Raw genomic sequence first — 22,409 nt, forward strand, 5'->3', positions numbered from 1 at the left:
TTACTCTCCTTGTTTCAATTTCTTCCTAAAAAGAGAATAGCAAAAATACTATGATACAAGCCCACCAAATCCTAAACAGGCCTTTAACGCTCCTGAAGGGTGTCTTGTTCCTCAAATAAGCATGATAATCTTACCACTATTTTATCATAAAATCTTAACAGTACCATTCAGGAAATTTCAAGGGCAATTAAAGATTTTATGGTGAAAAAGGAGATAAAAGTGATAAACTGACAGTATCAAAACACAGTTGCTAGAAACAAGACTAGCACCCAGATTAAAGGAGGAATTCTCATGACAGATACAGACCCTATCAAAAGAGCTCAGACTTTGATTACTGACTTAAACAAAGCCTACAAAGCATGCAAACAGGCAAGCGCTGATGACGTCCGCTTTCAGGAGCAACTAAACTCTATTCTTGGCTTTCTAGCCAAGGCTGAAACAGTGGATAATCGAGTCTTGATTGAATTGGAAAAATTTTACCAGACTTCCAGTCTTCTCATGGGACTCAGCGCTCTTGATCCAGATACTCCAACTCGCGCCGCTTGGCGGGCCTATGACCGCTTCCACTTTGACCAAGTCAAGACCAAGTTGAGCCTCTACGGGCCAACCATTATCTTGTAGAAAATAAAAGAAGTTGAGACAAACTGAACTCAACTTCTTTTTTAGTGTCATATAGGCATTAATCCTGCATCTGACGTTTTACCTGATAAGGTAAATACAAGACTAGTAAAACCAAACCAGCTCCCAGTAAGGCTAGAAGGGCTAGTTTTTCTTGGAAGGTCACAAGGCCGACGACTAATTCCACAAGTAAAACAAAACTGGTCAATCCTCGGACCACTGCCTGCAGGCCTTTTTCCTTTTGCCCCTTGTCCAGTGGAAAGAGTTGGGTCAAATACTGGTAGTCAAAGGCATGATAGAGGGCCAGCAACTGGAAGAGCAAGAGGTAGTTAAAGAGAACCACCACTGCTGTCGCAATCCAAGCTTGCTCGATAAAGACCTGCGCCAGCAAGGAAAGTAGGAGTAGACGGAGACTGAGCGCAAAGAGATCTCCATTTCGCAGATAAGAACGCAGATAGAGATTTTGCCAAATCTTCCCAGGCACCTTCTGAACAGCCTTTAGGACAAAGTCCAGATAGGCACGACGCTTGACGCTGTTTGAAATTCCCTTGACCTGGGTAAAGAGAGCAAAGAAACGAAGCAAGACTTGCTTACGCTTGCTTTCTTGGGTAATAACATAGTCCCAGTCCAGTCCAGTTTCCGTGAAAAATTTGCTGGCCTTTTGACGAAAGAGGAAATATTTTCCTACCCCCAATAAAAGCACATAGACCAGAAAAAGTGGCAAACCATAACCCATTGCCAAAAATAGGGGCGCAAATAACAGCAAGAAGAGGGTCTGGATAAAGAGCCAAAAGACTAGGGAAATGCCCGTTTGACGCTTGAGGTGGAGCTTGATTTCCTCTTCTCCGACCAAGAGAAAGAGCTTGTCTGGAGCCTCCATATAGGTGGCAATTCCTCCCCAAAGCAAAAGTAAAACAGACGTAATTCCTACAAATAAAAGGATAGGCCAATGATTTTCAGGAAAATGTTGTAAGAGTTGACTGTACTGGTAGGCTAGAAAGCCTAGCAGAACAAGCAGGAACAAGACAAAGTGGTCATTGAGAACATAGCGCAGATAACCGACACACTCCTTACGAAAAGCCTGCTTTCTCTTTAAAAACAAGTCTTTCATAGCTCCTCCTCTTTGGTCAGAGCCAAGTAAATATCATTCAAACTAGCCTCAGGCATGTTAAAGGCTTCGCGCAGTTGCAGGAGATTCCCCTTGGCACGCACCTCACCCTTGTGGAGAATAACAAAAGCATCACACATCTTTTCCGCCGAATCTAACACGTGGGTACTCATGAGAATGGACTTGCCCTTTTGCTTTTCCACTTCCAAAAGCTGAATCAAGTCAGAAATAGCCAACGGATCAAGACCAAGAAAAGGCTCATCCACGATAAAGAGACTTGGATCCACCACAAAAGCACAAATAATCATGACCTTCTGCTTCATCCCTTTGGAAAAATGAACAGGGAACCAATCTAATTTCTGGTCCAGACGGAACATTTTTAACAAAGGTTCTACTCGATCAAAAGCCACCTTCTGCTCAATACCATAAGCCATAGCAACCGTTTCGATATGCTCTCTGAGGGTCAATTCCTCATACAGACTAGGCGTCTCAGGAATGTAACCAATCTGCTTGCGGTAGCTAGTCGCATCTTCTTGAAGAGTCAGGCCATTGATATTGATAGAACCGCTATAAGGTGTCAACAGACCGATAATCTCATTAATAGTCGTCGATTTACCAGCACCATTGAGACCAATCAGACCGACCAGCTGCCCACTTTCAACAGTAAAGGACACATCTTTCAAGACAGGGACATGAACATAACCACCTGTCAGGTTTTTAATTTCTAACATATTTTCTCCAAATCTGGTATAATGTAGCTATATTATATCAAAATTCAATACAGTAGAGGTAGATTTTATGTCAGATTGCATTTTTTGTAAAATCATCGCAGGGGAAATTCCTGCTTCAAAAGTATACGAAGATGAGCAGCTCCTTGCCTTTCTTGATATCTCTCAAGTGACACCAGGACACACCTTGGTCGTACCAAAAAAACACTATCGCAATCTTTTGGAGATGGACGCTACTAGCGCCAGCCAACTCTTTGCCCAAGTGCCAAAAGTAGCACAAAAAGTCATGAAAGCTACCAAAGCTGCTGGCATGAATATCATTGCCAACTGTGAAGAAATCGCAGGTCAAACAGTCTTTCACACCCACGTTCACCTCGTGCCTCGCTACAGTGCGGACGATGACCTCAAGATTGATTTTATCGCCCACGAACCTGACTTTGACAAACTTGCTCAAGTCGCTGAAACCATCAAAAACGCATAAGGAGTTGTTATGAAATTATCCAACCTACTGCTATTTGCAGGAGCTGCAGCCGGAAGTTATCTGGTCACAAAAAATCGCCAAACCATCACAGATGAAGTCTTGAATACCACTGACCGCGTTCAAGCTATCAAGGACGATGTGGATATTATCCAAAATAGCCTGCAAATCATCGACCAACAAAAAGAACTCATCAAGGAATATCAAGAAGACCTGACTTACAAGTTTAAGGTCTTGGAAAAGGATATCCAGACCAGACTAGCTGTGATCAAAGAAACACAGGAAACTGAAGACAAGTAAAAAGAGCCACTCGGCTCTTTTTATAACGTAAACAAGTTATATCCCATCAACTATACATCACAATTTAGACAACTCATTCATCGTTGCACCACTAATCGAAGACTTTCCGACGTAATGAAAACACCTGAAATAGTTTGGTTTCAGGTGTTCGGAAACTTTGAGACCTAGGCTCAAAGTTTAGGTATGGAACTTCGAAGAAGGTCGCTACCGTCCGTCATTACTTAAGGAAAGTCTTAAAAAATCTATAAACAAAAAGAGCCACTCGGCTCTTTTTAATTTTATTCTCCTTCAAAGGCATCTTTAATATGGTCAAAGAAGCCTTTTTTCTTTGGATTGACTTTTAAATCACCAGCAGCTGCGAATTCTTTAAGCGCTGCTTTTTGGCGGTCGTTCAAGCCTGTCGGTGTTACGACATTGACAGTAACGTATTGGTCACCAACCGCACCGCCTCGAAGACTCGGAGCTCCTTTGCCACGTAGACGGAATTTCTTACCAGTCTGAGTTCCCTCTGGAATAACCAATTCAACATCACCGTGAACCGTTGGGATATCAACTGTATCACCAAGAGCTGCTTGGACAAAGTTAAGGTTCAGATTATAGAAGATAGTGGTTCCTTCACGTTCAAACTTATCGCTGGCTTCCACAGAAACCACTACATACAAGTCACCATAAGGTCCACCGTTAAATCCTGCTTCACCTTGACCAGCTAGGCGAATTTGTTGACCGGTTTCCACACCAGCAGGGATTTTTACATGTACACTATGGGCTTGTTTTTCATGACCTGTTCCGTGACATGTTGTACATGGATCTTTGATTTCTTTTCCGCGACCATGACAGACATCACAGGTTACTTGACGACGCATCATACCAAGCGGAGTCTGCGTATCGACGTTAATGACACCAGCACCATGACAGCGTCCACAAGTGACTGGACTTGTTCCTGGCTTAGCACCTGAGCCATTACATGTACTACAGCTTGCTTCACGATTGTACTTAACCTCTTTTTCAGCTCCAAAAATAGCTTCTTCAAAGGTCAAATTCACACGGTATTGGAGGTCATCCCCCTGACGAGGAGCATTTGGATTGCGTGAAGCACCGCCTCCGCCGAAGAAACTTGAGAAGATATCTTCAAAACCACCGAAGCCTCCTGCCCCATCGAAACCGCCGAAACCACCAGCTCCACCAAAACCACCGTTGGCTCCAGCAGCACCGTATTGGTCATAGGCCGCACGTTTTTGGTCGTCACTCAAAGTCTCATAGGCTTCCTGAACTTCCTTGTATTTTTCCTCAGCACCAGGCTCCTTATTGATATCTGGGTGATATTTTTTCGAAAGCTTACGATAAGCCTTTTTGATCTCGTCTGCCGAAGCGTTTTTTGACACCCCCAGACGATCATAAAATTCAGTATTGTTCATACAAGATACCAAGACCGTAAAATTCGACTGAAAAATAGGAAATCTGACGCTGGAGCGATGCTCCTAGGCAGATTTATCTTTTTTCCGAGAATTTAGGTCGGGTTCAATTCCTTTCTTTTATATTGAGTAATAAATTTGGGAACCCGTGTTCAATTCCCTGAACACTCTTTGTTCCTTTCTATAATTTTTATGTAAATCTTTAGAGGCTGTTTTCTATACTCTGCTTCACTTGATCAAACTCTTCATCTGATAGAGTAAATATCAAATCCTCTTCAGCATACTCGTTCTGTTCTTTAAAATAATTGTCCGTATTCTCTGCCAACCCTAAACCGAAAATCACTTTTCTTGCAAACTCTTGATGTGCAAAACCGATAGCCGTAATGATTTGTTTATCTTGGACAAGAACTTTCGGTTGGAAATTCTCACGTGGAAGAAATTCAAAATAGTCAAAGAAGTTTTGCCAAATTCCACCTGTAAATTTCGTGTCGTTCAACAAGCCTGCTTTCGCCAATAAAAGGGGCGCTGAAGAAATGGCTGCAATTAGGATATCTTGCTCATTAAGACTTCTCAAAAACGAGATCAATTGCTCATCTTGTAGAGCAGGACCTATATTTACCATTCCTGGTAAAATCACACAAGAATAATCTTCTATACGGATCTGATCCAATGTTTTCGTCGGTTGACAGGACAAACCATCCTCAGAGACCACCATCGAATTCTCAGAAGCGACATAATCAATCGTGATATCAAAAGACAGAGTTAAAGTACTCGTTAAAGTAGTTATCTCATAAAGAGAAAAATTAGGATAAATGATACAAAGTACTTTTTTCATACGCAACATCCTCTATTTTATCGAAAAACAGAGGCTGGGTTGCAACCTCTGGATTTCTTCTTATCATTATTACATTTAGACAAAGCACCTTTGTGATTAGTCATTCTTAACGAGTTAGGCTTAACTGAGTTTCAGCTAAAAACTTTGGAAAAAAGATAAGCCATCTTTTGTGCATCGCACAAGGCGATGGCTTCCTATTTTTCTTTCGTTTTCTTAACGCATCAACATCTTACTTTTCCGTAAACTCTCCGTCTACGACGTCATCACCTGCGTTTCCTGTTGCTTGTGCGCCTTCTGCTCCTGCTTGAGCTTGTTGGGCTGCTGCTGCTTGTTCGTAGAGTTTAACAGCAAGGCCTTGAGCTTTTTCGTTCAATGCTTCAAGTTTTGCTTTCATTTCGTCCAAGTTATTGTCTTCTTGAGCTTTCTTAAGGTCATCGAGAGCAGCTTGGGCAGCGTCACGTTCTGCATCGAAGCCTTTGCCTTCAGTTTCCTTGATAGTCTTTTCAGTTGCGAAGATAGCTTGGTCTACTTCGTTACGAAGGTCAACTTCTTCCTTACGTTTCTTATCTGCTTCAGCGTTAGCTTCTGCATCTTTCATCATGCGGTCGATTTCTTCGTCAGTCAAACCTGAGTTTGATTGGATCACAATAGTTTGTTCTTTTTGAGTTCCAAGATCTTTGGCCTTAACAGACACGATACCATTCTTGTCGATGTCGAAAGTTACTTCGATTTGAGGAATTCCACGAGGTGCAGCTGGAATATCTGTCAATTGGAAGCGTCCAAGAGTCTTGTTATCTGCTGCCATTGGGCGTTCACCTTGAAGAACGTGGATATCAACGGCTGGTTGGTTGTCTGCTGCAGTTGAGAAGACTTGTGATTTAGATGTTGGAATAGTAGTGTTGCGATCGATAAGTTTTGTAAATACTCCACCCATTGTTTCGATACCAAGTGACAATGGTGTTACGTCAAGAAGGACAACGTCTTTAACATCACCAGTAATCACACCACCTTGGATGGCAGCACCCATAGCAACTACTTCATCAGGGTTTACTGATTTGTTTGGTTCTTTACCAGTTTCAGCCTTAACAGCTTCAACAACGGCAGGGATACGAGTTGAACCACCAACAAGGATAACTTCGTCGATTTCTGACAAGCTCAAACCTGCATCAGAAAGGGCTTGACGAACTGGAACTTTTGTACGTTCTACAAGGTCACGAGTCAAATCGTCAAATTTTGCACGAGTCAAAGTCATTTCCAAGTGAAGAGGTCCAGCTTCACCAGCAGTGATAAATGGCAAGCTGATTTGAGTTGAAGTTACACCAGAAAGGTCTTTCTTAGCTTTTTCAGCTGCATCTTTCAAACGTTGCATTGCCATCTTGTCAGTAGACAAGTCAATACCGTTTTCTTTCTTGAATTCTGCTACCAAGTGGTCGATGATTTTTTGGTCAAAGTCGTCACCACCAAGTTTGTTGTCCCCTGCAGTTGACAATACGTCGAAGACACCGTCACCCAATTCAAGGATAGAGACGTCGAATGTACCACCACCAAGGTCAAATACCAAGATTTTTTCTTCTTTATCAGTCTTGTCCAAACCGTAAGCAAGAGCGGCTGCAGTTGGTTCGTTGACGATACGTTCTACTTCAAGACCAGCAATTTTACCAGCGTCTTTTGTTGCTTGACGTTGGGCATCGTTGAAGTAAGCTGGAACTGTGATAACTGCTTTAGTAACTTTTTCACCAAGGTAGTCTTCAGCGTAGCCTTTCAAGTATTGAAGGATCATAGCTGAGATTTCTTGTGGAGTGTATTCTTTTCCGTTAGCAGAAACTTTTTCAGAAGTTCCCATCTTAGATTTGATAGAGATAACTGTATCCGGATTTGTAACTGCTTGACGTTTTGCAGCATCACCAACGATGATTTCGCCGTTTTTGAATGAGACTACAGATGGAGTTGTACGGTTTCCTTCTGGGTTGGCGATGATTTTGCTTTCAGTTCCTTCAAGAACTGCAACTGCTGAGTTTGTTGTACCTAAGTCAATACCGATAATTTTAGACATGTGTTTTTCTCCTTAATTTTATCTTTTTTTCTTTTTGATACTCTTCTTAGGTGGCGGCGCCGTCAGAGCTTGACTTCGTCAATCTCTTTGACTAAACTTTGAGCCTAAGGTCTCAAAGTTTGCGCAAATAGCGCCACGGCGAAGAGTATCGCCTTTGGTTCGCTTCGCTCACTATTGCAAAGCTGAACTACTTTTTATCTTTCTTCATAGTTTATCGTCGTTTCGGACAAGTTTTCAATGTATTTATGTTACGACACGAGAAGTCGAAATCGATATTATTTCGACGACGAGTTAGTAAGAAGGCTAGGCAAACGCCATAGCGATTGCCGTTTTCTGACGAGTTGCTTTAGCTACCGTCAGAATTGCCTAGTTGTAGACAACTACCATTGCTGGGCGTAGGATGCGGTCATGGAGTTTGTAGCCTTTTTGGAAGACTTGGGCGATGGTATCTGCTGGGTGTTCATCGTCTGCTGGGAGAGTTTGGATAGCCATATGGTAGTTATGGTCAAATTCACCGTCAACTGCGATTTCTTCGATTCCTTCATCTTTCAAAGCATGAATCAAGCTTTCTTGCACCATTTCCAAGCCCTTCTTCACATCATCTGTCAAACCTTCAACTGCGAGTGCACGCTCAAGGTTGTCCAAAGAAGGGAGAATCGCTTTTGCCAAGTCCTGGCTACGGTAACGTTGCAAGTTTTGACGCTCTTCATTGGCACGGCGTTGGATATTTTGCATTTCTGCATGAGCGCGAAGGTATTTATTTTCGAACTCATCTGCACGTTCATTTGCCAAGTCCAATTCAGACTTCTCAGGAGTTGTTTCTTCTATAGTTTCCACAACTTCCTCTTCTTGGACTTCTTCTACTTCTTCATTTTTTATATCTTGGGCCATTTTCGCCTCCTTTAATGATTTCAATCTTAATGTACTTCGTAATGATTACTGCTGAGGTAGCGGTAAAAATCTGTCAACTTCATGGTCAAAACACGGTTGACCACATTGACTTGGTTGATTAGCTGCTGGTAATCCAGATTGACTGGACCGATAATGGCTAGAATTCCAACTCCCCGATAAGGAATGAGGAACTTGCTACTAATCACCGCTAGGTCTGCTAGACAGGACTCTTGACTGTCCGCAACACGGACATTTTGCATCTGATCCTCACGCAACCCCTCACGAATCTCCAGAGCCACCTTTTGAGGTTGGTCAAAGAACTGATAGGCTGCTAGATTGGCAAAATTCAAGAGATTGACCTTGCCCGCCACCACAATGTTTTCGTTGAACATTTCCTTAAAGATATGTTCAAAGAGGTCAATCACATTATCCGTTGTTGTAAAGTAACGCTGGATAATCTGCGGAATCTCCGTCCGAATCTTGTAGTGAATATCTAGAACGGTGTGGCCGAGGAAACGTTCCTGAATGATGCTCTTCAGTTTCAGCAAATCCTCCTGCAAAAAGTTCCTTGGAATCAGAAACTGACTGGTAACCGTTCGAGATTCGTCTAGGGTGAATACTGCCAAGGCTGTATGTTGCCCCAAAACAACGATATCAAAGGCTGTCAAACGTTGCCTGCTCGGCTCAACATCCAGTGCTACTACCGTACAGCCACTCAGGTCTGTTAGCAGATTAGCAGCCTCTTGCAGAATATCCTCCAATTTGAAGAATTCCTGATCAAAGGCTTTGACAATCTCATAAACCTCATTTTCAGCCAATCGGTCAAAATCCAGTGAGTGTTTCACATAGTACTGAAAACCAGCAACACTTGGCATCCGACCACTTGAAGTATGGGCCTTCTCAAGCAAACCTTGCTTTTCTAAAGCCGCCATATCATTACGAATGGTTGCACTGCTAGAGTTAATAGACTCTTGCAAGGCTTTGGATCCGACAGGTTCGTGCGTTTTGGTAAAGATGTCAATAATCAGATTCAGAATATCCTGCTGACGCTCTGTAACCATCTCATCACTCCTCTCTGTCTGATCAATTAGCACTCGATACACCCAAGTGCTAACTTATGATTCTATTATACACCCTTAAAAGAGAATGTCAAGACAAAAACTCAAAAAATTAGCACTCTTTTGCCAAGAGTGCTAAAAATCAGTCTAAAGACCTAGAAACTTTACTATCCACCTACTTGATATTTCCTTTTTAATCTGAAATAACCATAGATTAGATAAGAAATCAGTAAAGCATACAAAACAAAAATAATGAAGAAAGATATAGAAAGATCTTCTCTAAACAAACTCATGCAAACAACAAGACCACCTAAGAAAGTAGTTGCACATAAACGAAGTCTATATTGTATAACTGCCCATCTGAGCCCCTTACTCATATAGACTTGATCCTCTGGAAGTAAATCAGAAGACGATTTACGAAGAATTGAACAAAAACCTGTTTCTATCAATTCCCAACCTCTATCTCTAAAATCTTGCAGTTCATGCTTATACTTTTTAAGAAATCTAGAATCATAGATACGGTAGATGACATCTTCCGGTTGACATTGGTCAAAATAGAAAAAACCAAAACAATTCCTACCATATTTCCAACCTTTCAAATGCATCTCATGTAAATATTCTTCTTCCTTGTCCAAATTAAGAATAGTGAAAATTCGAAATTCTACTCTGCTAACCATTGTATCACCCCAAAATTAGAAAACATGCCTGGTGTTATTTATTAGATAATTCTTTCCACTTTTGACTCAATCTCCACAAAACATAAGAAATCTGAATCGCATTAATTATCAATAAAACAAAATCTATTAAGACAATCAAAAACATGTCCCAACTGAAAGAACTATCTCCACTGACAAACTTTGAGAAAACCGGTAGTAGAGCCGAAAAGATAAGCAAAAAGATAAGCAAAATAGGAATCATCCGAATTATTAAAATCCGTTTAACCACAGCTAACTTCCCAGACGCATCATTATAAATTTCAAACTCGGCATCCGACTCAATTCCAGAATGAAGCTTTCTAAAGTAGGAAAAACCATTAAAGTCTGTAATATGCTCCCAGCCACAGTCTTTAAATAGTTGTAAATAGGAGGCTCTCTCTGATTTTTTCATGGGATAAAGGTCCAACTGATAAGACACTTGCTCCGGTTGGCACTTTTCAAAAGTATACTTAACCGCAACTACTAAGTTAGAGTAGCTTACTTCCTTAAGTTTCCAGCCCTCAGCATGCATTTTTCTAAGATATAAAGCTTCTCTATCATAATCCGCAATGGTAAAAATTCGATTAACAATTTTCTTTTCCATCATCCTTCCTCCAGACTATTTCTGTAGAGTCGTTCAATACGTTTCAATTCAATATCTAAGACTTTGCGTCCCAAGTCTGTGATCTGATAGATTTTCCGTTTTTCCTCCTCTCGGACAAAAGAAATCAAGCCATCCTTTTCCATCTTTGACAAGGTTCCATACATAGTTCCAGGACTAATGGAAACTTGCGAATCTGTCATCGACTTGACCTTTTGCGTAATGCTATAACCATGACGTTCCTTTTGTAGACAGAACAAGATATAAAATCCCGTTTCCGTCATCGGAAGATAAACTCGACGAATCTTATCCGTTAATTCCATTTATAAGCACCTCCTATTTAGTTCGATATATCGCACCTCGTTATATAAAATATATCACACTCCGATATAAAAGACAAGAAAAAAGACCGCCCTCAGGCAATCTTTCTTCTATATTAGTAAAGATCTAAATAATTATCAATTTCCCATTGTGAAACGAAGGTTGCATAACTTGCCCATTCAATTCGTTTAGCTTCAAGGAAACTAGTATAGATATGTTCTCCGAGAGCCGCTCTGACAACTTCATCTTCCGTCAATGCTTTCAAAGCGTTGTGAAGGGTTGATGGAAGGTCTGTGATGCCAGCTTCCTTACGCTCTTCTGCTGTCATGATGTAGATATTTTCTTCGATAGGAGCTGGTGCTTCGATTTTATTTTCAATACCATGCAAACCAACTTCCAACAGAACCGCCATAGCGATGTATGGGTTTGCCATTGGATCCACTGAACGCAACTCAAGACGAGTTCCCATACCACGTGAAGCAGGCACGCGCACAAGTGGCGAACGGTTACGACCAGCCCAAGCAATGTAAACAGGCGCTTCATAACCTGGAACCAAACGTTTGTATGAGTTAACCGTTGGGTTCATGATGGCAGTATAGTTGTAGGCATGCTTGATCAAACCACCAAGGAAATGGTAGGCTGTTTCTGACAACTGCATTCCTTTTGGATCATTTGGATCAAAGAAGGCATTGTTTCCTTCTGCATCAAACAAGGACATATTACAGTGCATACCTGAGCCAGCAATACCAAATTTTGGCTTGGCCATAAAGGTTGCGTAAAGACCATGTTTGCGAGCAATGGTTTTAACAACAAGTTTAAAGATTTGAATCTTATCACAAGCACGGAGAACTTCATCGTACTTAAAGTCAATCTCATGCTGTCCAACCGCAACCTCGTGGTGACTCGCTTCTACTTCAAATCCCATTTTGGTCAAGACATTCACGATTTCACGACGTGTATTGTCCGCAAGGTCAGTAGGTGCCAAATCAAAGTAGCCACCCTTGTCATTTACTTCAAGTGTTGGGTCCCCATTTTCATCCAGTTTAAATAGGAAGAATTCTGGCTCTGGTCCAAGATTGAAAGATTTAAACCCTACTTCTTCCATGTGACGAAGAGCACGTTTGAGATTACCACGAGGGTCACCTGCAAATGGTTCACCTTCTGTTGTATAGACATCACAGATCAAACCTGCAACACTTCCATTTTCATCTCCCCACGGGAAGACTGTCCATGTATCCAAATCAGGGTACAAGTACATATCCGATTCATTGATACGTACAAAACCTTCGATAGAAGATCCATCAAACATAGCCTTGTTTGACAAGACTTTATCTAACTGTTCATCTGTAGCAGGAATTTCGACGTTTTTCATCGTCCCCAAAATATCTGAGAACATAAGACGAATAAAGGTAACATTTTTTTCCTTGACTTCACGACGAATATCTGCAGCTGTGATTGACATGAGTTTTCTCCTTAATGTATGACTACTTGCGGTTGCCTAACCGCGACCAAAAGGTGACCGTACTGAAGCAAAGCGACCCTGTTGGAGGAGTTCATTGTGAAGTGCACGGCGCACCTCAGTCTGACTCACCGCTTTCTTGGATTTCGCTTCACGTTCAGCATATTTTTTCTTAATGGCAGCGATATTATAACCTTCAGAGATATAATCTTTGATTTCAAGCAGACGATCCATGTCATTCAAGGAATACATGCGACGGTTTCCTTCGTTTCGATCAGGTTTAATCAACTCTTGATCTTCATAATAACGAATCTGACGCGCCGATAGATCGGTCAACTTCATAACACTGCCGATAGGAAAAACAGCCATATTTCGGCGAAATTCTTTTTCCTTCATTTACAATTTCCTTCTTTCTGTCTATTATAGTCTAAAAAAAGACAAACGTCAATTGATAATGTTATAAAATGTAACATTATTTTTCTTTTTTCTCTAAAAAGAGCCGAATACGATCAATATCGTAATTTACGAGAATTGCGACAAAAACTCCCATGAAAGTTTCTGATACACGCGCAAACACGTACAAAATTGTCTCCCCACTCGGTATTGATAGGGTAATGATTAACATAGCCGCTACACCGCCAATAATACCTGCTTTGTTATTCATGGCTACATTTGTCATAATGGTTAACATGGTACAAATCGGAACAACTACCAAAGTCACCCAAAAGGCTTCGTGGAATAAGGTGTTTAATAGGAAGAAGAGGAGGGCATAAAGGCCACCGATACTATTTCCTAGAATACGCGAAGTTCCAAAATGAACACTCTTATCAAAACTCTCCCTCAGACTAAAAACGGCTGTCAAAGCACCTATTTGAAGACCTTTCCAGCCAAAAAAGCCAAAAATTAAGAGAACTAGAAAAACAGCAATACCTGTTTTAAAGGTTCGCATACCAAGTTTGAACTGGGATTTATCGAATTTATATTTTTTAAAATAACTCATAATCTCAACTTTCTATTTCCATTTTATCATAAATTGGCTGATTTTATGATGAATAGTTAAGAGGAAGCGTTTTTATTTCAAGTAAAAGAAAAGAGGAACTGTCATCCCTCTCTTCTTTGATTCATTTATGAAATCTTATTTTTCTGTCAAGGCTGCAAGTCCTGGAAGAACTTTACCTTCAAGAAGTTCCATTGATGCTCCACCACCGCGTCACAAATACCTACACTAACACAAAAAGGTGGCTATGTCACCTTTTTGTTAACGTTTCAGTTTTGTTCCTTTTTCTACAAAATCAGGATTTTGTAGAGACTAACGGGCTGAAATTATTTTTCTGTCAAGGCTGCAAGTCCTGGAAGAACTTTACCTTCGAGAAGTTCCATTGATGCTCCACCACCAGTAGAGATCCATGAGAATTTATCTGCACGTCCAAGATTGATCGCTGCAGCAGCTGAGTCACCACCACCAATGATTGATTTAACTCCTGGTTGTTTCACGATAGCGTCCATCACACCAATTGTACCAGCTTGGAAGTCTGGGTTTTCAAATACACCCATAGGTCCGTTCCATACAACTGTTTTCGCACCAGTCAAAGCTTCATCAAATTTAGCGATAGATTTTGGACCGATGTCAAGACCAAGGAAGCCTTCAGAAACTGCTTCACCTTCAGTGTCACGCACTTCTGTGTAACCAGCAAATGCGTTTGCTTCTTTTGAGTCAACTGGCAAGATCAATTTACCATTTGCTTTTTCAAGAAGAGCTTTCGCAACATCCAATTTGTCTTCTTCTACAAGTGAGTTACCGATTTCGATACCTTGTGCTTTGTAGAATGTGTAAGTCATACCACCACCGATAAGGACTTTGTCAGCTTTTTCAAGCAAGTTTTCGATAACACCAATCTTGTCTGAAACTTTTGAACCACCAAGGATAGCCACGAATGGACGTTCTGGAGTTTCAACTGCTTCTTGGATGTAGGCGATTTCGTTTTCAAGAAGGAAACCAGCAACTGCTTTTTCAACGTTTGCTGAGATACCAACGTTAGATGCGTGTGCACGGTGAGCTGTACCGAATGCATCGTTTACGAAGATACCATCTCCAAGTGATGCCCAATATTTACCAAGTTCAGGATCGTTTTTAGATTCTTTCTTGCCATCAACATCTTCGTAACGAGTGTTTTCAACCAAGAGAACTTGTCCATCTTCAAGAGCGTTGATAGCTGCTTCCAATTCAGCACCACGAGTGACACCTGGGAAAACAACGTCTTGGCCCAATTTAGCTGCCAAGTCTGCTGCTACAGGAGCAAGTGATTTACCAGCTTTATCAGCTTCTTCTTTCACACGTCCAAGGTGAGAGAAAAGAATTGCACGTCCACCTTGTTCGATGATGTACTTAATAGTTGGAAGAGCTGCTGTGATACGGTTGTCGTTAGTGATTACGCCATCTTTCAATGGTACGTTGAAGTCAACACGAACGAGGACTTTTTTACCTTTCAAGTCAACGTCTTTAACAGTAAGTTTTGCCATGTTACAAAAACCCCTTTATTTATTTTATTCGAAACTATTATATCACACTTTGGAAATATAAGGAAAGATTTCACAAGATTTTTCGATATTTAATCTTCATCTTCTTTTTTCTGTTTCAATGTCAAGGCTAAACTAGCAAGACCAAGGCTTGCCAATCCTGCTATTAGGGCTTCATTGGCATCAGCAGTTCCTGTATTTGGCAATTGCTTGCTTGCTTCTTCTGATTTAACTGCTGTATTTTGGGCTGGTTTTTCTTGTGTAGGCGCTACTGCTGGTTCAGTTTTTACTTTTGTTCCAATTTCAACAATTTCTGGAATCGCCTCTTGGATGACTTCTGTCGAACGAAGACGACGCTGACCGTTTTCATCAACTTCAAAGACATGTCTCAACAGACCATCTCGTCCCTGTATGATGACTCGTTGTTCCCCAACTAGCATACCAGCATTTTCATGCTCTTGACGATCAAAGGCAACCTTTTCCTCTTGAACTTCCAATTTAGGAGCCTTTTGTTGATCAAAAGCCGGTTGATTAGTAGGTTTTGGAAGGTCTGTGTTTTGTGGTGCTGGCTTGGCAGGAATGAGACCAGTACCTACTTCTACGATTTCAGGACTTGCTTCTTTCAAAACTTCTGTAGCGCGAAGCGTACGATTGCCTTGACTATCTACTTCAATCAAGCGACGAATTTGTCCTTCAACTCCTTCTTGGACAAGTTGACGTTGACCGACTGTAAGATTTGGATTGGGACGTTCTTGGTGTTCGAAGGCAATACTTGTCTCTTCAATTTCTAATTTTGGAGTATCCACAACCAAATTCTTAACACCTTCAGCTGGTTCCTTGCTTGAAATAACTTTTTCTACTGGTTTAGCAGGTTGTGGTTTTTCAGCAGATTCATAAACAAAGGCATAATGAGTAAAGTGTGGCGCTGTAAAGATGACATGACTATCCGTTTGTTCAAAAGCCAATTCTACTGCCTCTTTACCTTCAGGTAAGAAGAAGACTTTCTTCACTTTCTTATCTTTTTCAATTGGAATTTTCACAATAGAAGCGTAAGAGAGATCAACGTCTTGACCTTTTTCATCTAGACCTTCTATTTCAAAGACATGAGCATCTTCTCCAGCAAAGTATTTCTTCTCTTCATCACTTGCTTGAACACGTTCTACTTTCAAGCCCTTGATGACAGTCTTCTCTTTATTTGAGAAGTGTACTTCAACACCTGTTTTACTATCAGAAAAGACTGCTGGTTTGTCTTCTTTCAATAAAGCAACCAGATCTTTTAGACTCTGTTTCGCTGTCGCAAGCTCTTCTGGACTCAAATCTACTTTTTCAACCAAGACCTTGTTCTTTTCAAGAAGTGGGGCTAGGGCAGAACCTGAAGGATGGTTTGGTTTGGCAGCTAAGAGCTCTTGAGCCTCACCTGTTAAGCGATCGAGTTCTGTCTTTTCTTCCGTAAATTTCTCTTGACCATTCAGAGCTTTATGAGCTTCTGTCAATTTATTAAGTCGGTCATTAACCTGATCTTGGGTGCTAGTTTCATGGTCTTTCAACACTTGTTCGGCCGCTTCAATTGCTTTCAAGAATGCTTCTTTTACTTCTGGCGAAGCAAAGTTATAGACCACCTTGTTCTTAGCCGCTTCAACTTCTGCTAATTTTTGTTTAAGGTACTCATCGTTCAATGCTGCTTTTGGAGATACCAAAACATCAAAGTTGACTTCATGTCCTTGGTAACGAAGCGTCAAGGTTTGACGACCAGTCTTTTGAGCATCGTAACCAGAAATTTCAACTCCCTCATCAGTAAAGGAATGTTCTTCCATGGTGTCATTACTATAAGCCACTGCAAAGCGTCCTTCAGACAAGTCTAAGCTATCACCAACTAGGTAATCTTTTTTGGGTTCCTGACTTACTTCAATTCCCAAAATAGTTTTCGGACTTGCTTCATCTTGACTAGTAACAGTCACTGATAAATTAGCATGTACCGGTTGCCCCAAATATTGTAAAGTAAGATTTTGTTCTCCCTTATGATGCGTATCAAAACCTGACACTGATACACCCGCGTGAGTTAGGCGAATAAGTTCGTCCTCAGCTCCACCTTCATACTGAACTCGAAGAACACCACCTCTAAGGTCTAAATTCTCCCCTTCGGCGTAGCTTGTTTTCTTAGGTCCTGTTTCTAGGCTGACTGACTTGATTCTTCTGTCATCTTTTGGAACGGAAACTGCTAGGATATTACTAATTTCCTTGCCTGGCAACTGGGTACGATAGTAAAGAAGACCAGATTGATTTGTCAAATCCAATGGTGCACTTGCTAGGTCTCCTCCAACTTCGCTCTTCAAGGTTGCAAGCGGAGTTTGAGAATTTGGATTATCATAAACGGTAATGGTTGCTCCAGCTGGTACATCCGCAAAGCCAACTTGTACCTTGTTATTGCCTAGAGAACGGGCTGCAGCCTTGGCCATCGGAATATTGACACTCTCAGTATCAAGCTTTTCATACATTTTCCAGTTATAGATACGAATAGCCTTCCATGGGGTTCCATTGTCAGAAGTGACAACATTCAAGCGCCAATCTTGAGCTGTGATTGGTTTATCAAGGGTAATATCTGTAACATGGGCTTTATTGCCACGGACTTCCTTAGCCAATTTCCATTGACCATCCGCATCTTTATAATAGAGGTCAAAGTCTTTGGTGTTCATCAAACCGTCGTTTACAGATTCTCCACCAGCTCCAGCATGGTCCATCACCCATCTAACAACTGTACGTGGCTGGGTCAAACGAATATCCACACTACCACTTAACTGTCCAGAAGACCACTTGTCTGAAAGACTGGTAATGGTACCATTCAACATACCTTCAATACCTTCTCCACCTTCAGTCTTAGGGAAAGTACTATCAATAACTGTTGCACCTGGAACGATATTTTCAGCTAGCGATTTTGGTAGGCTGGTATCTTTTACAGTCATGCCCCAATCAAAGGTTGTAGTTGCAGCTTCTGAACGAACTCCATTTTTACCGACTGCTACAACCTTCAGTTCTTGAGTTGTACCTTGAGCACTTGCTGAGCGGCTAACTTTTGGTAGATAAATCGTTGTAGAAGATGAGCCAGTTAGTAATTTCCAGCTGTCTCCATCTTTTTCGTAAACTTCATAGAAATCTGCATCCTTGTTTCCTTTAAATTGCACAACTGCTTCCGCTTCTTGGGCATTTTTAAGGACTTGTTTGGCTACAGCAACTGTGGTTGGTGCCTGAGGAGCATCTTGATTATTGCTGATGGTCAATTGCCCCAGGTTAAATTGATAACCTTTTAAGTCTTTGTCATTTTCAAAATAGAGTTTAATACCGTAAATTGTTTTGCCCGCCAAGGCACTCAAATCAAAATCATCGGTAGTCCAGTTATCTGAAACTGTCAATTCTTTACGGGCAGCTTCATCACCGTAGGTATAATCTTTCTTGGTTGCAAATTCTACATAAACCTTGGTACCCTTGCCTCCTTTGTGGGCAACATGTAATTTGGTTGTATCTGTCACCTTCAAGCGAGTAGAGTACAAATTCACATCTTGCTTGGTCGCACCTGAAAGATCCCCTGCAAATTTGAGAGAAGTTCCACCATTATAAGCATCTTCAAAATCATAGCTTGCTTTCAACTTATCACCAGTTGATTTTTGCCACCAGCGCCATGTTGGAAGAACACCTGAAACTGAACGGTAATTCCACTCAGAATCCTTAGAAACCTTACCATCTACGAACCACTTTCTACCATGACCTGTATTAAAAGAAGTAGTAAAAGTATTACCTACTGCTGGCGTACGGTCCGCAACTAGGTTAGCAATACCATACCAATCTTTGTCACCTGGTTTTTGACCAGTAGGATCCCCTTGGTAACCTGTAAAGAAGATATCTTCATTTTTATGGTAATCTTCACCCGTTTTTCCTAAACTTGTAATGGTATCTGGGGCGAACAAACCAAGAGAAAGGCGCAATTTCCCATTTTCATCTAAAATGTCATTCCATTTGACCTTGGTCTTGTAGGAACCACCCTGTTGCAATTCCAAACCTGCAAATACGTCATAAGGATTACGACCAATCCAGTTGGCAGTTGCAATAGTGTAATCATTTTTAGCCTTATCCCAGTTAAAGTTAGCAAAGAAGTTATCTGCTGGAACCTTATCTCCTTCAGGTTGCATGAATTGGTAGTTGTATTCTCCCAAACCATCTTGGTGGTAACGTCCATAGTTATAAGTCATGGCATCGTACCAAGAATACTTGATTGGATGGTTTACCTTAGCAGCATACTCCTTAGTATAGAGCATAAACTGGCGCATCTTTTCTCCAAGAGGTTCAACCAAATCCCCAGTTGTTTCCTGGTTGATGAAATAGCCATCATAGCCATAATACTTGGCCATATCTACCAATTTACGGGCAATTGGGAAGCTACCATCTGGGTCTTGCTTCAAAGCTTCAGCAAATTTTTCTTGATCTGCAATACTATTAGACCAGTTGAAGAAGAGTGTACCATATACAGGAACCCCGTTACGGTGACCTGCATCAATAACGTCAGGAGTTGGTACGAGACCTTCCCAGAAGACCATTGAATCTAGATATTGCCAATAGTCAAAAGCATAAGCCTTGAACTCTTCTCCACCAACAGAAGCGTGGTCTTTTGCTTTAGAGTTGGTGTTTGATAGGGCTTGTACTTTTGCTTCCTTGCTAGCTTTTTCATTGACTAAATGACCTGTCCGACGTGAAGCGAGGGCGACAGACCCGCGGTTAATAGCATCATCTTCACGAGCACCTGGTTCCCATTTTAACAATTCTTCCCAAGAATTAAATTTGATTTCCTTTGGTTTTAATGTTTTTTCTGTATTTTTAGGGACATCTGGCTGGACTTCTTTTTCAGTCTTATTAGCTTCTGCTGCTGGCTTAGACTCATCTCCTTGGCTAGTTGCTTCAGGCTTTGCTTCCGTTTCCTTGTCAGACTTAGGTTTTGCTTCTGCAGATGGTGTTTCTGCAACCACCTCACTTGCTTTTTCCTCTGGTTTAGCTGCGCTAGCTGCTTCTGCAGTTTCAGTAGTTGCAGCTTCATTGCTTGCTGGCGAAGCAGTTTCAGATGCTGTCGCTACTCCTTCTGCCTTTTCTGGCTTGTTTTCTCTAGCCTGTTCTCCTTCATGCTGCTTGTCAGCTTCATTAGTTGGATACTCACTCTCTCCTGAAACAAGCTCTGTATTGGCTCCGTTATTTTCAGGAACTGCAGTTTCTTCAGCCAAGGCTGGACCAGCAAATAAAACAGCACCAATCATCAGCGAGCAGGCTCCTACTGATAACTTACGAATACTGTAACGACAACGTCTTTCAAAAAATGGATTCTTCATTTTCTCCTCCTAAAAGATTGATTTTGTTGCACAAAAGAAAGCGCTTAACTTTCTTTATAAAATTTTTATCCCAATCACAGGGACCAAGATAATTCCTCCCTCATTTTAAAATATTTCTTTTAAATGTCAATATATAAAAGGAAATATCTATATCTAGGTTAGAAATTGGTAAAATTAATATAATTAAGGCCCATTCTAACGAATTTTCTTTCTAAAATCTTAGCTTAACACTTGTTAGATTTACTTTTATCCTTTAAAATAGAATAGGAGAAATTCCGTTATTATTTTTCGGAGGAAAAAGAAATGTCCATTAATTGGCAGGAAATTTTATTTCACTTTTTAGGTGGTCTGGGACTATTCTTATATAGTATCAAGACCATGGGAGACGGTTTGCAACAAGCTGCTGGAGATCGCCTTCGGTTTTACATTGACAAATATACCAGCAATCCGTTCTTCGGTGTGCTAGTTGGTATCGGTATGACGGCGCTAATTCAGTCAAGTTCTGGTGTCACAGTCATTACAGTGGGGCTAGTCAGCGCAGGACTTTTGACCTTGCGTCAAGCTATCGGTATTGTCATGGGTGCCAATATTGGAACTACCGTTACATCCTTTATCATCGGTTTTAAGCTAGGAGATTATGCCTTACCAATGCTTTTCATCGGAGCGATTTGTCTCTTCTTCACCAAGAATCGCTCTATCAATAACATCGGACGTATCATTTTTGGTGTAGGTGGTATCTTCTTCGCTCTCAATCTTATGAGCGGTGCAATGGAACCTCTAAAAGACCTGCAAGTCTTTAGAGACTATATGGTTGAACTAAGCAAGAGTCCTATTCTAGGTGTCTTTGTCGGAACTGGACTAACCCTACTCATTCAAGCTTCTTCCGCAACTATCGGTATCCTACAGAATCTTTACGCAAGTGGTTTGATTGATCTACAAGGTGCCCTACCAGTCTTGTTTGGTGATAATATCGGAACGACCATTACAGCTATTATTGCTTCTCTTGGAGCTAATATCGCTGCCAAACGTGTTGCTGGTGCCCATGTCGCCTTTAACGTGATTGGTACGGTTATCTGTATTGTCTTCCTTGTACCTTTCACTGGCTTGATTCAATGGTTTGAATCTACACTCAATCTGGCTCCAGAAATGACCATTGCCTTCGCCCACGGAACCTTTAATATCACAAATACTATTATCCAATTTCCATTCATCGGAGCCTTGGCCTACTTTGTAACCAAGCTCATCCCTGGTGAAGATGAAGTTGTCAAGTACGAGCCACTTTATCTTGATGAGCATTTGATTAAACAAGCACCATCAATCGCTCTCGGAAATGCCAAAAAAGAACTCCTTCACTTGGGAAATTATGCTTCCAAAGCCTTTGACCTTTCATACAACTACATCATTGACCTTAATGAAAAGGTTGCTGAAAAAGGCCACAAGACGGAAGAAGCCATCAATACCATTGATGAAAAATTGACTCGTTACCTTATTACTCTTTCAAGTGAAGCTCTTAGCCAGAAAGAAAGTGAAGTGCTCACCAACATTCTTGATTCATCCCGCGATTTGGAACGAATTGGGGACCACGCAGAAGCGCTAATCAACCTGACTGACTACCTTCAACGTAAAAACGTTGAGTTCTCTGAAGCTGCTTTACAGGAATTAGCTGATATCTATCAAAAGACCACTGGCTTTATCAAAGATGCCCTTGACAGCGTGGAAAACAATGATATTGAAAAAGCTCAAAGTCTGATTGAACGCCATAAAGAAATCAACAATATGGAACGTGTTCTCAGAAAGACCCACATCAAACGCCTCAACAAGGGCGAGTGTTCAACACAAGCTGGGGTCAACTTTATCGACATCATTTCCCACTATACTCGTGTATCTGACCACGCTATGAATCTAGCTGAAAAGGTCATCGCTGAACAAATCTAAGAACCAAGAAGCTATCCTAAATAGGATGGCTTTT

Annotated in this window: 19 protein-coding genes and 1 pseudogene; 4 read left to right on the forward strand and 16 right to left on the reverse strand. The window is 41.2% G+C overall.

Going from position 1 to position 22,409, the window contains the following annotated elements; all coding sequences use genetic code 11:
• Positions 1 to 291: 291 nt before the first annotated feature.
• A complete protein-coding gene (locus ACLNCW_RS08415) occupies positions 292 to 621 on the forward strand; it encodes a helicase BlpT (RefSeq protein WP_424845997.1) in 330 nt (109 codons plus the stop codon).
• Between the two features lie 58 nt (positions 622 to 679).
• Here the strand turns inward: ACLNCW_RS08415 and ACLNCW_RS08420 are convergent, their stop codons facing one another.
• Positions 680 to 1,729 (reverse strand): ABC transporter permease, encoded by a 1,050-nt coding sequence (locus ACLNCW_RS08420; protein WP_424845999.1) that lies wholly within the window; start codon positions 1,727 to 1,729, stop codon positions 680 to 682.
• Positions 1,726 to 2,457, reverse strand: coding sequence for an ABC transporter ATP-binding protein (locus tag ACLNCW_RS08425; protein WP_424846001.1), 732 nt, complete (start codon positions 2,455 to 2,457; stop codon positions 1,726 to 1,728). The genes ACLNCW_RS08420 and ACLNCW_RS08425 overlap by 4 nt, the downstream gene beginning before the upstream one ends.
• 67 nt (positions 2,458 to 2,524) lie before the next feature.
• On the opposite strand from ACLNCW_RS08425, the gene ACLNCW_RS08430 reads away from it, so the two are divergent.
• Together ACLNCW_RS08430 and ACLNCW_RS08435 are read left to right on the forward strand one after the other, a co-directional pair.
• Positions 2,525 to 2,935 (forward strand): HIT family protein, encoded by a 411-nt coding sequence (locus ACLNCW_RS08430; RefSeq protein WP_424846003.1) that lies wholly within the window; start codon positions 2,525 to 2,527, stop codon positions 2,933 to 2,935.
• Between the two features lie 9 nt (positions 2,936 to 2,944).
• Positions 2,945 to 3,232 (forward strand): hypothetical protein, encoded by a 288-nt coding sequence (locus tag ACLNCW_RS08435; protein ID WP_049487998.1) that lies wholly within the window; start codon positions 2,945 to 2,947, stop codon positions 3,230 to 3,232.
• A gap of 278 nt (positions 3,233 to 3,510) precedes the next feature.
• Here the strand turns inward: ACLNCW_RS08435 and dnaJ are convergent, their stop codons facing one another.
• The 14 genes and pseudogenes from dnaJ to ACLNCW_RS08505 all read right to left on the reverse strand — a co-directional run.
• Positions 3,511 to 4,647, reverse strand: coding sequence for a molecular chaperone DnaJ (dnaJ, locus tag ACLNCW_RS08440; RefSeq protein WP_001066308.1), 1,137 nt, complete (start codon positions 4,645 to 4,647; stop codon positions 3,511 to 3,513).
• A 199-nt stretch (positions 4,648 to 4,846) separates the two neighbouring features.
• Positions 4,847 to 5,479, reverse strand: a complete 633-nt coding sequence (locus tag ACLNCW_RS08445; protein ID WP_424846005.1) for a DJ-1/PfpI family protein — start codon at positions 5,477 to 5,479, stop codon at positions 4,847 to 4,849.
• Between the two features lie 229 nt (positions 5,480 to 5,708).
• Positions 5,709 to 7,532, reverse strand: coding sequence for a molecular chaperone DnaK (gene dnaK, locus ACLNCW_RS08450; RefSeq protein WP_000034667.1), 1,824 nt, complete (start codon positions 7,530 to 7,532; stop codon positions 5,709 to 5,711).
• A 366-nt stretch (positions 7,533 to 7,898) separates the two neighbouring features.
• Complete coding sequence (grpE, locus tag ACLNCW_RS08455) at positions 7,899 to 8,423, reverse strand: nucleotide exchange factor GrpE (RefSeq protein ID WP_424846007.1); 525 nt, start codon at positions 8,421 to 8,423, stop codon at positions 7,899 to 7,901.
• 26 nt (positions 8,424 to 8,449) lie between these two features.
• Positions 8,450 to 9,484, reverse strand: a complete 1,035-nt coding sequence (gene hrcA, locus ACLNCW_RS08460) for a heat-inducible transcriptional repressor HrcA (protein ID WP_000255759.1) — start codon at positions 9,482 to 9,484, stop codon at positions 8,450 to 8,452.
• Positions 9,485 to 9,648: 164 nt separating this feature from the next.
• Positions 9,649 to 10,158, reverse strand: a complete 510-nt coding sequence (locus ACLNCW_RS08465; RefSeq protein ID WP_020903112.1) for a DUF2812 domain-containing protein — start codon at positions 10,156 to 10,158, stop codon at positions 9,649 to 9,651.
• 34 nt (positions 10,159 to 10,192) lie between these two features.
• Positions 10,193 to 10,780, reverse strand: a complete 588-nt coding sequence (locus tag ACLNCW_RS08470; RefSeq protein ID WP_237447225.1) for a DUF2812 domain-containing protein — start codon at positions 10,778 to 10,780, stop codon at positions 10,193 to 10,195.
• The gene (locus tag ACLNCW_RS08475; protein ID WP_237447200.1) at positions 10,780 to 11,100 is read right to left on the reverse strand and encodes a PadR family transcriptional regulator; all 321 of its coding nucleotides are present in this window, start codon (positions 11,098 to 11,100) and stop codon (positions 10,780 to 10,782) included. Before ACLNCW_RS08475 ends, ACLNCW_RS08470 begins: the two co-directional genes overlap by 1 nt.
• A gap of 113 nt (positions 11,101 to 11,213) precedes the next feature.
• Entirely contained in the window at positions 11,214 to 12,560 is a 1,347-nt protein-coding gene (gene glnA / locus ACLNCW_RS08480) for a type I glutamate--ammonia ligase (RefSeq protein ID WP_261085181.1), read from the reverse strand.
• A gap of 36 nt (positions 12,561 to 12,596) precedes the next feature.
• The gene (gene glnR / locus ACLNCW_RS08485; protein WP_000659548.1) at positions 12,597 to 12,953 is read right to left on the reverse strand and encodes a transcriptional repressor GlnR; all 357 of its coding nucleotides are present in this window, start codon (positions 12,951 to 12,953) and stop codon (positions 12,597 to 12,599) included.
• Positions 12,954 to 13,029: 76 nt separating this feature from the next.
• Positions 13,030 to 13,557 carry an FUSC family protein gene (locus ACLNCW_RS08490; protein ID WP_049501989.1) on the reverse strand — a complete coding sequence of 176 codons (528 nt, stop codon included), beginning with the start codon at positions 13,555 to 13,557 and terminating at the stop codon, positions 13,030 to 13,032.
• Between the two features lie 323 nt (positions 13,558 to 13,880).
• Positions 13,881 to 15,077, reverse strand: a complete 1,197-nt coding sequence (locus ACLNCW_RS08495) for a phosphoglycerate kinase (RefSeq protein WP_001096743.1) — start codon at positions 15,075 to 15,077, stop codon at positions 13,881 to 13,883.
• A gap of 89 nt (positions 15,078 to 15,166) precedes the next feature.
• Positions 15,167 to 20,086, reverse strand: coding sequence for an endo-beta-N-acetylglucosaminidase (locus ACLNCW_RS08500; protein ID WP_424846018.1), 4,920 nt, complete (start codon positions 20,084 to 20,086; stop codon positions 15,167 to 15,169).
• Between the two features lie 291 nt (positions 20,087 to 20,377).
• A pseudogene (locus tag ACLNCW_RS08505) lies at positions 20,378 to 20,440 on the reverse strand (YSIRK-type signal peptide-containing protein); the annotation flags it as partial.
• 303 nt (positions 20,441 to 20,743) lie between these two features.
• On the opposite strand from ACLNCW_RS08505, the gene ACLNCW_RS08510 reads away from it, so the two are divergent.
• Positions 20,744 to 22,375, forward strand: coding sequence for a Na/Pi cotransporter family protein (locus ACLNCW_RS08510; RefSeq protein ID WP_049499742.1), 1,632 nt, complete (start codon positions 20,744 to 20,746; stop codon positions 22,373 to 22,375).
• Positions 22,376 to 22,409 lie beyond the last annotated feature (34 nt).

This window comes from Streptococcus sp. CL6.22 (genome assembly GCF_049738055.1).
GTDB classification, from domain to species: Bacteria; Bacillota; Bacilli; order Lactobacillales; family Streptococcaceae; genus Streptococcus; species Streptococcus mitis_DJ.

What these genes read in the sequence shown, in the direction of transcription:
- ACLNCW_RS08415 (WP_424845997.1), top strand. Translation starts at nt 292, where the DNA reads ATGACAGATACAGACCCTATCAAAAGAGCTCAGACTTTGATTACTGAC.
- ACLNCW_RS08420 (WP_424845999.1), bottom strand. Translation starts at nt 1,729, where the DNA reads ATGAAAGACTTGTTTTTAAAGAGAAAGCAGGCTTTTCGTAAGGAGTGT.
- ACLNCW_RS08425 (WP_424846001.1), bottom strand. Translation starts at nt 2,457, where the DNA reads ATGTTAGAAATTAAAAACCTGACAGGTGGTTATGTTCATGTCCCTGTC.
- ACLNCW_RS08430 (WP_424846003.1), top strand. Translation starts at nt 2,525, where the DNA reads ATGTCAGATTGCATTTTTTGTAAAATCATCGCAGGGGAAATTCCTGCT.
- ACLNCW_RS08435 (WP_049487998.1), top strand. Translation starts at nt 2,945, where the DNA reads ATGAAATTATCCAACCTACTGCTATTTGCAGGAGCTGCAGCCGGAAGT.
- dnaJ (WP_001066308.1), bottom strand. Translation starts at nt 4,647, where the DNA reads ATGAACAATACTGAATTTTATGATCGTCTGGGGGTGTCAAAAAACGCT.
- ACLNCW_RS08445 (WP_424846005.1), bottom strand. Translation starts at nt 5,479, where the DNA reads ATGAAAAAAGTACTTTGTATCATTTATCCTAATTTTTCTCTTTATGAG.
- dnaK (WP_000034667.1), bottom strand. Translation starts at nt 7,532, where the DNA reads ATGTCTAAAATTATCGGTATTGACTTAGGTACAACAAACTCAGCAGTT.
- grpE (WP_424846007.1), bottom strand. Translation starts at nt 8,423, where the DNA reads ATGGCCCAAGATATAAAAAATGAAGAAGTAGAAGAAGTCCAAGAAGAG.
- hrcA (WP_000255759.1), bottom strand. Translation starts at nt 9,484, where the DNA reads ATGGTTACAGAGCGTCAGCAGGATATTCTGAATCTGATTATTGACATC.
- ACLNCW_RS08465 (WP_020903112.1), bottom strand. Translation starts at nt 10,158, where the DNA reads ATGGTTAGCAGAGTAGAATTTCGAATTTTCACTATTCTTAATTTGGAC.
- ACLNCW_RS08470 (WP_237447225.1), bottom strand. Translation starts at nt 10,780, where the DNA reads ATGGAAAAGAAAATTGTTAATCGAATTTTTACCATTGCGGATTATGAT.
- ACLNCW_RS08475 (WP_237447200.1), bottom strand. Translation starts at nt 11,100, where the DNA reads ATGGAATTAACGGATAAGATTCGTCGAGTTTATCTTCCGATGACGGAA.
- glnA (WP_261085181.1), bottom strand. Translation starts at nt 12,560, where the DNA reads ATGTCAATCACAGCTGCAGATATTCGTCGTGAAGTCAAGGAAAAAAAT.
- glnR (WP_000659548.1), bottom strand. Translation starts at nt 12,953, where the DNA reads ATGAAGGAAAAAGAATTTCGCCGAAATATGGCTGTTTTTCCTATCGGC.
- ACLNCW_RS08490 (WP_049501989.1), bottom strand. Translation starts at nt 13,557, where the DNA reads ATGAGTTATTTTAAAAAATATAAATTCGATAAATCCCAGTTCAAACTT.
- ACLNCW_RS08495 (WP_001096743.1), bottom strand. Translation starts at nt 15,077, where the DNA reads ATGGCAAAACTTACTGTTAAAGACGTTGACTTGAAAGGTAAAAAAGTC.
- ACLNCW_RS08510 (WP_049499742.1), top strand. Translation starts at nt 20,744, where the DNA reads ATGTCCATTAATTGGCAGGAAATTTTATTTCACTTTTTAGGTGGTCTG.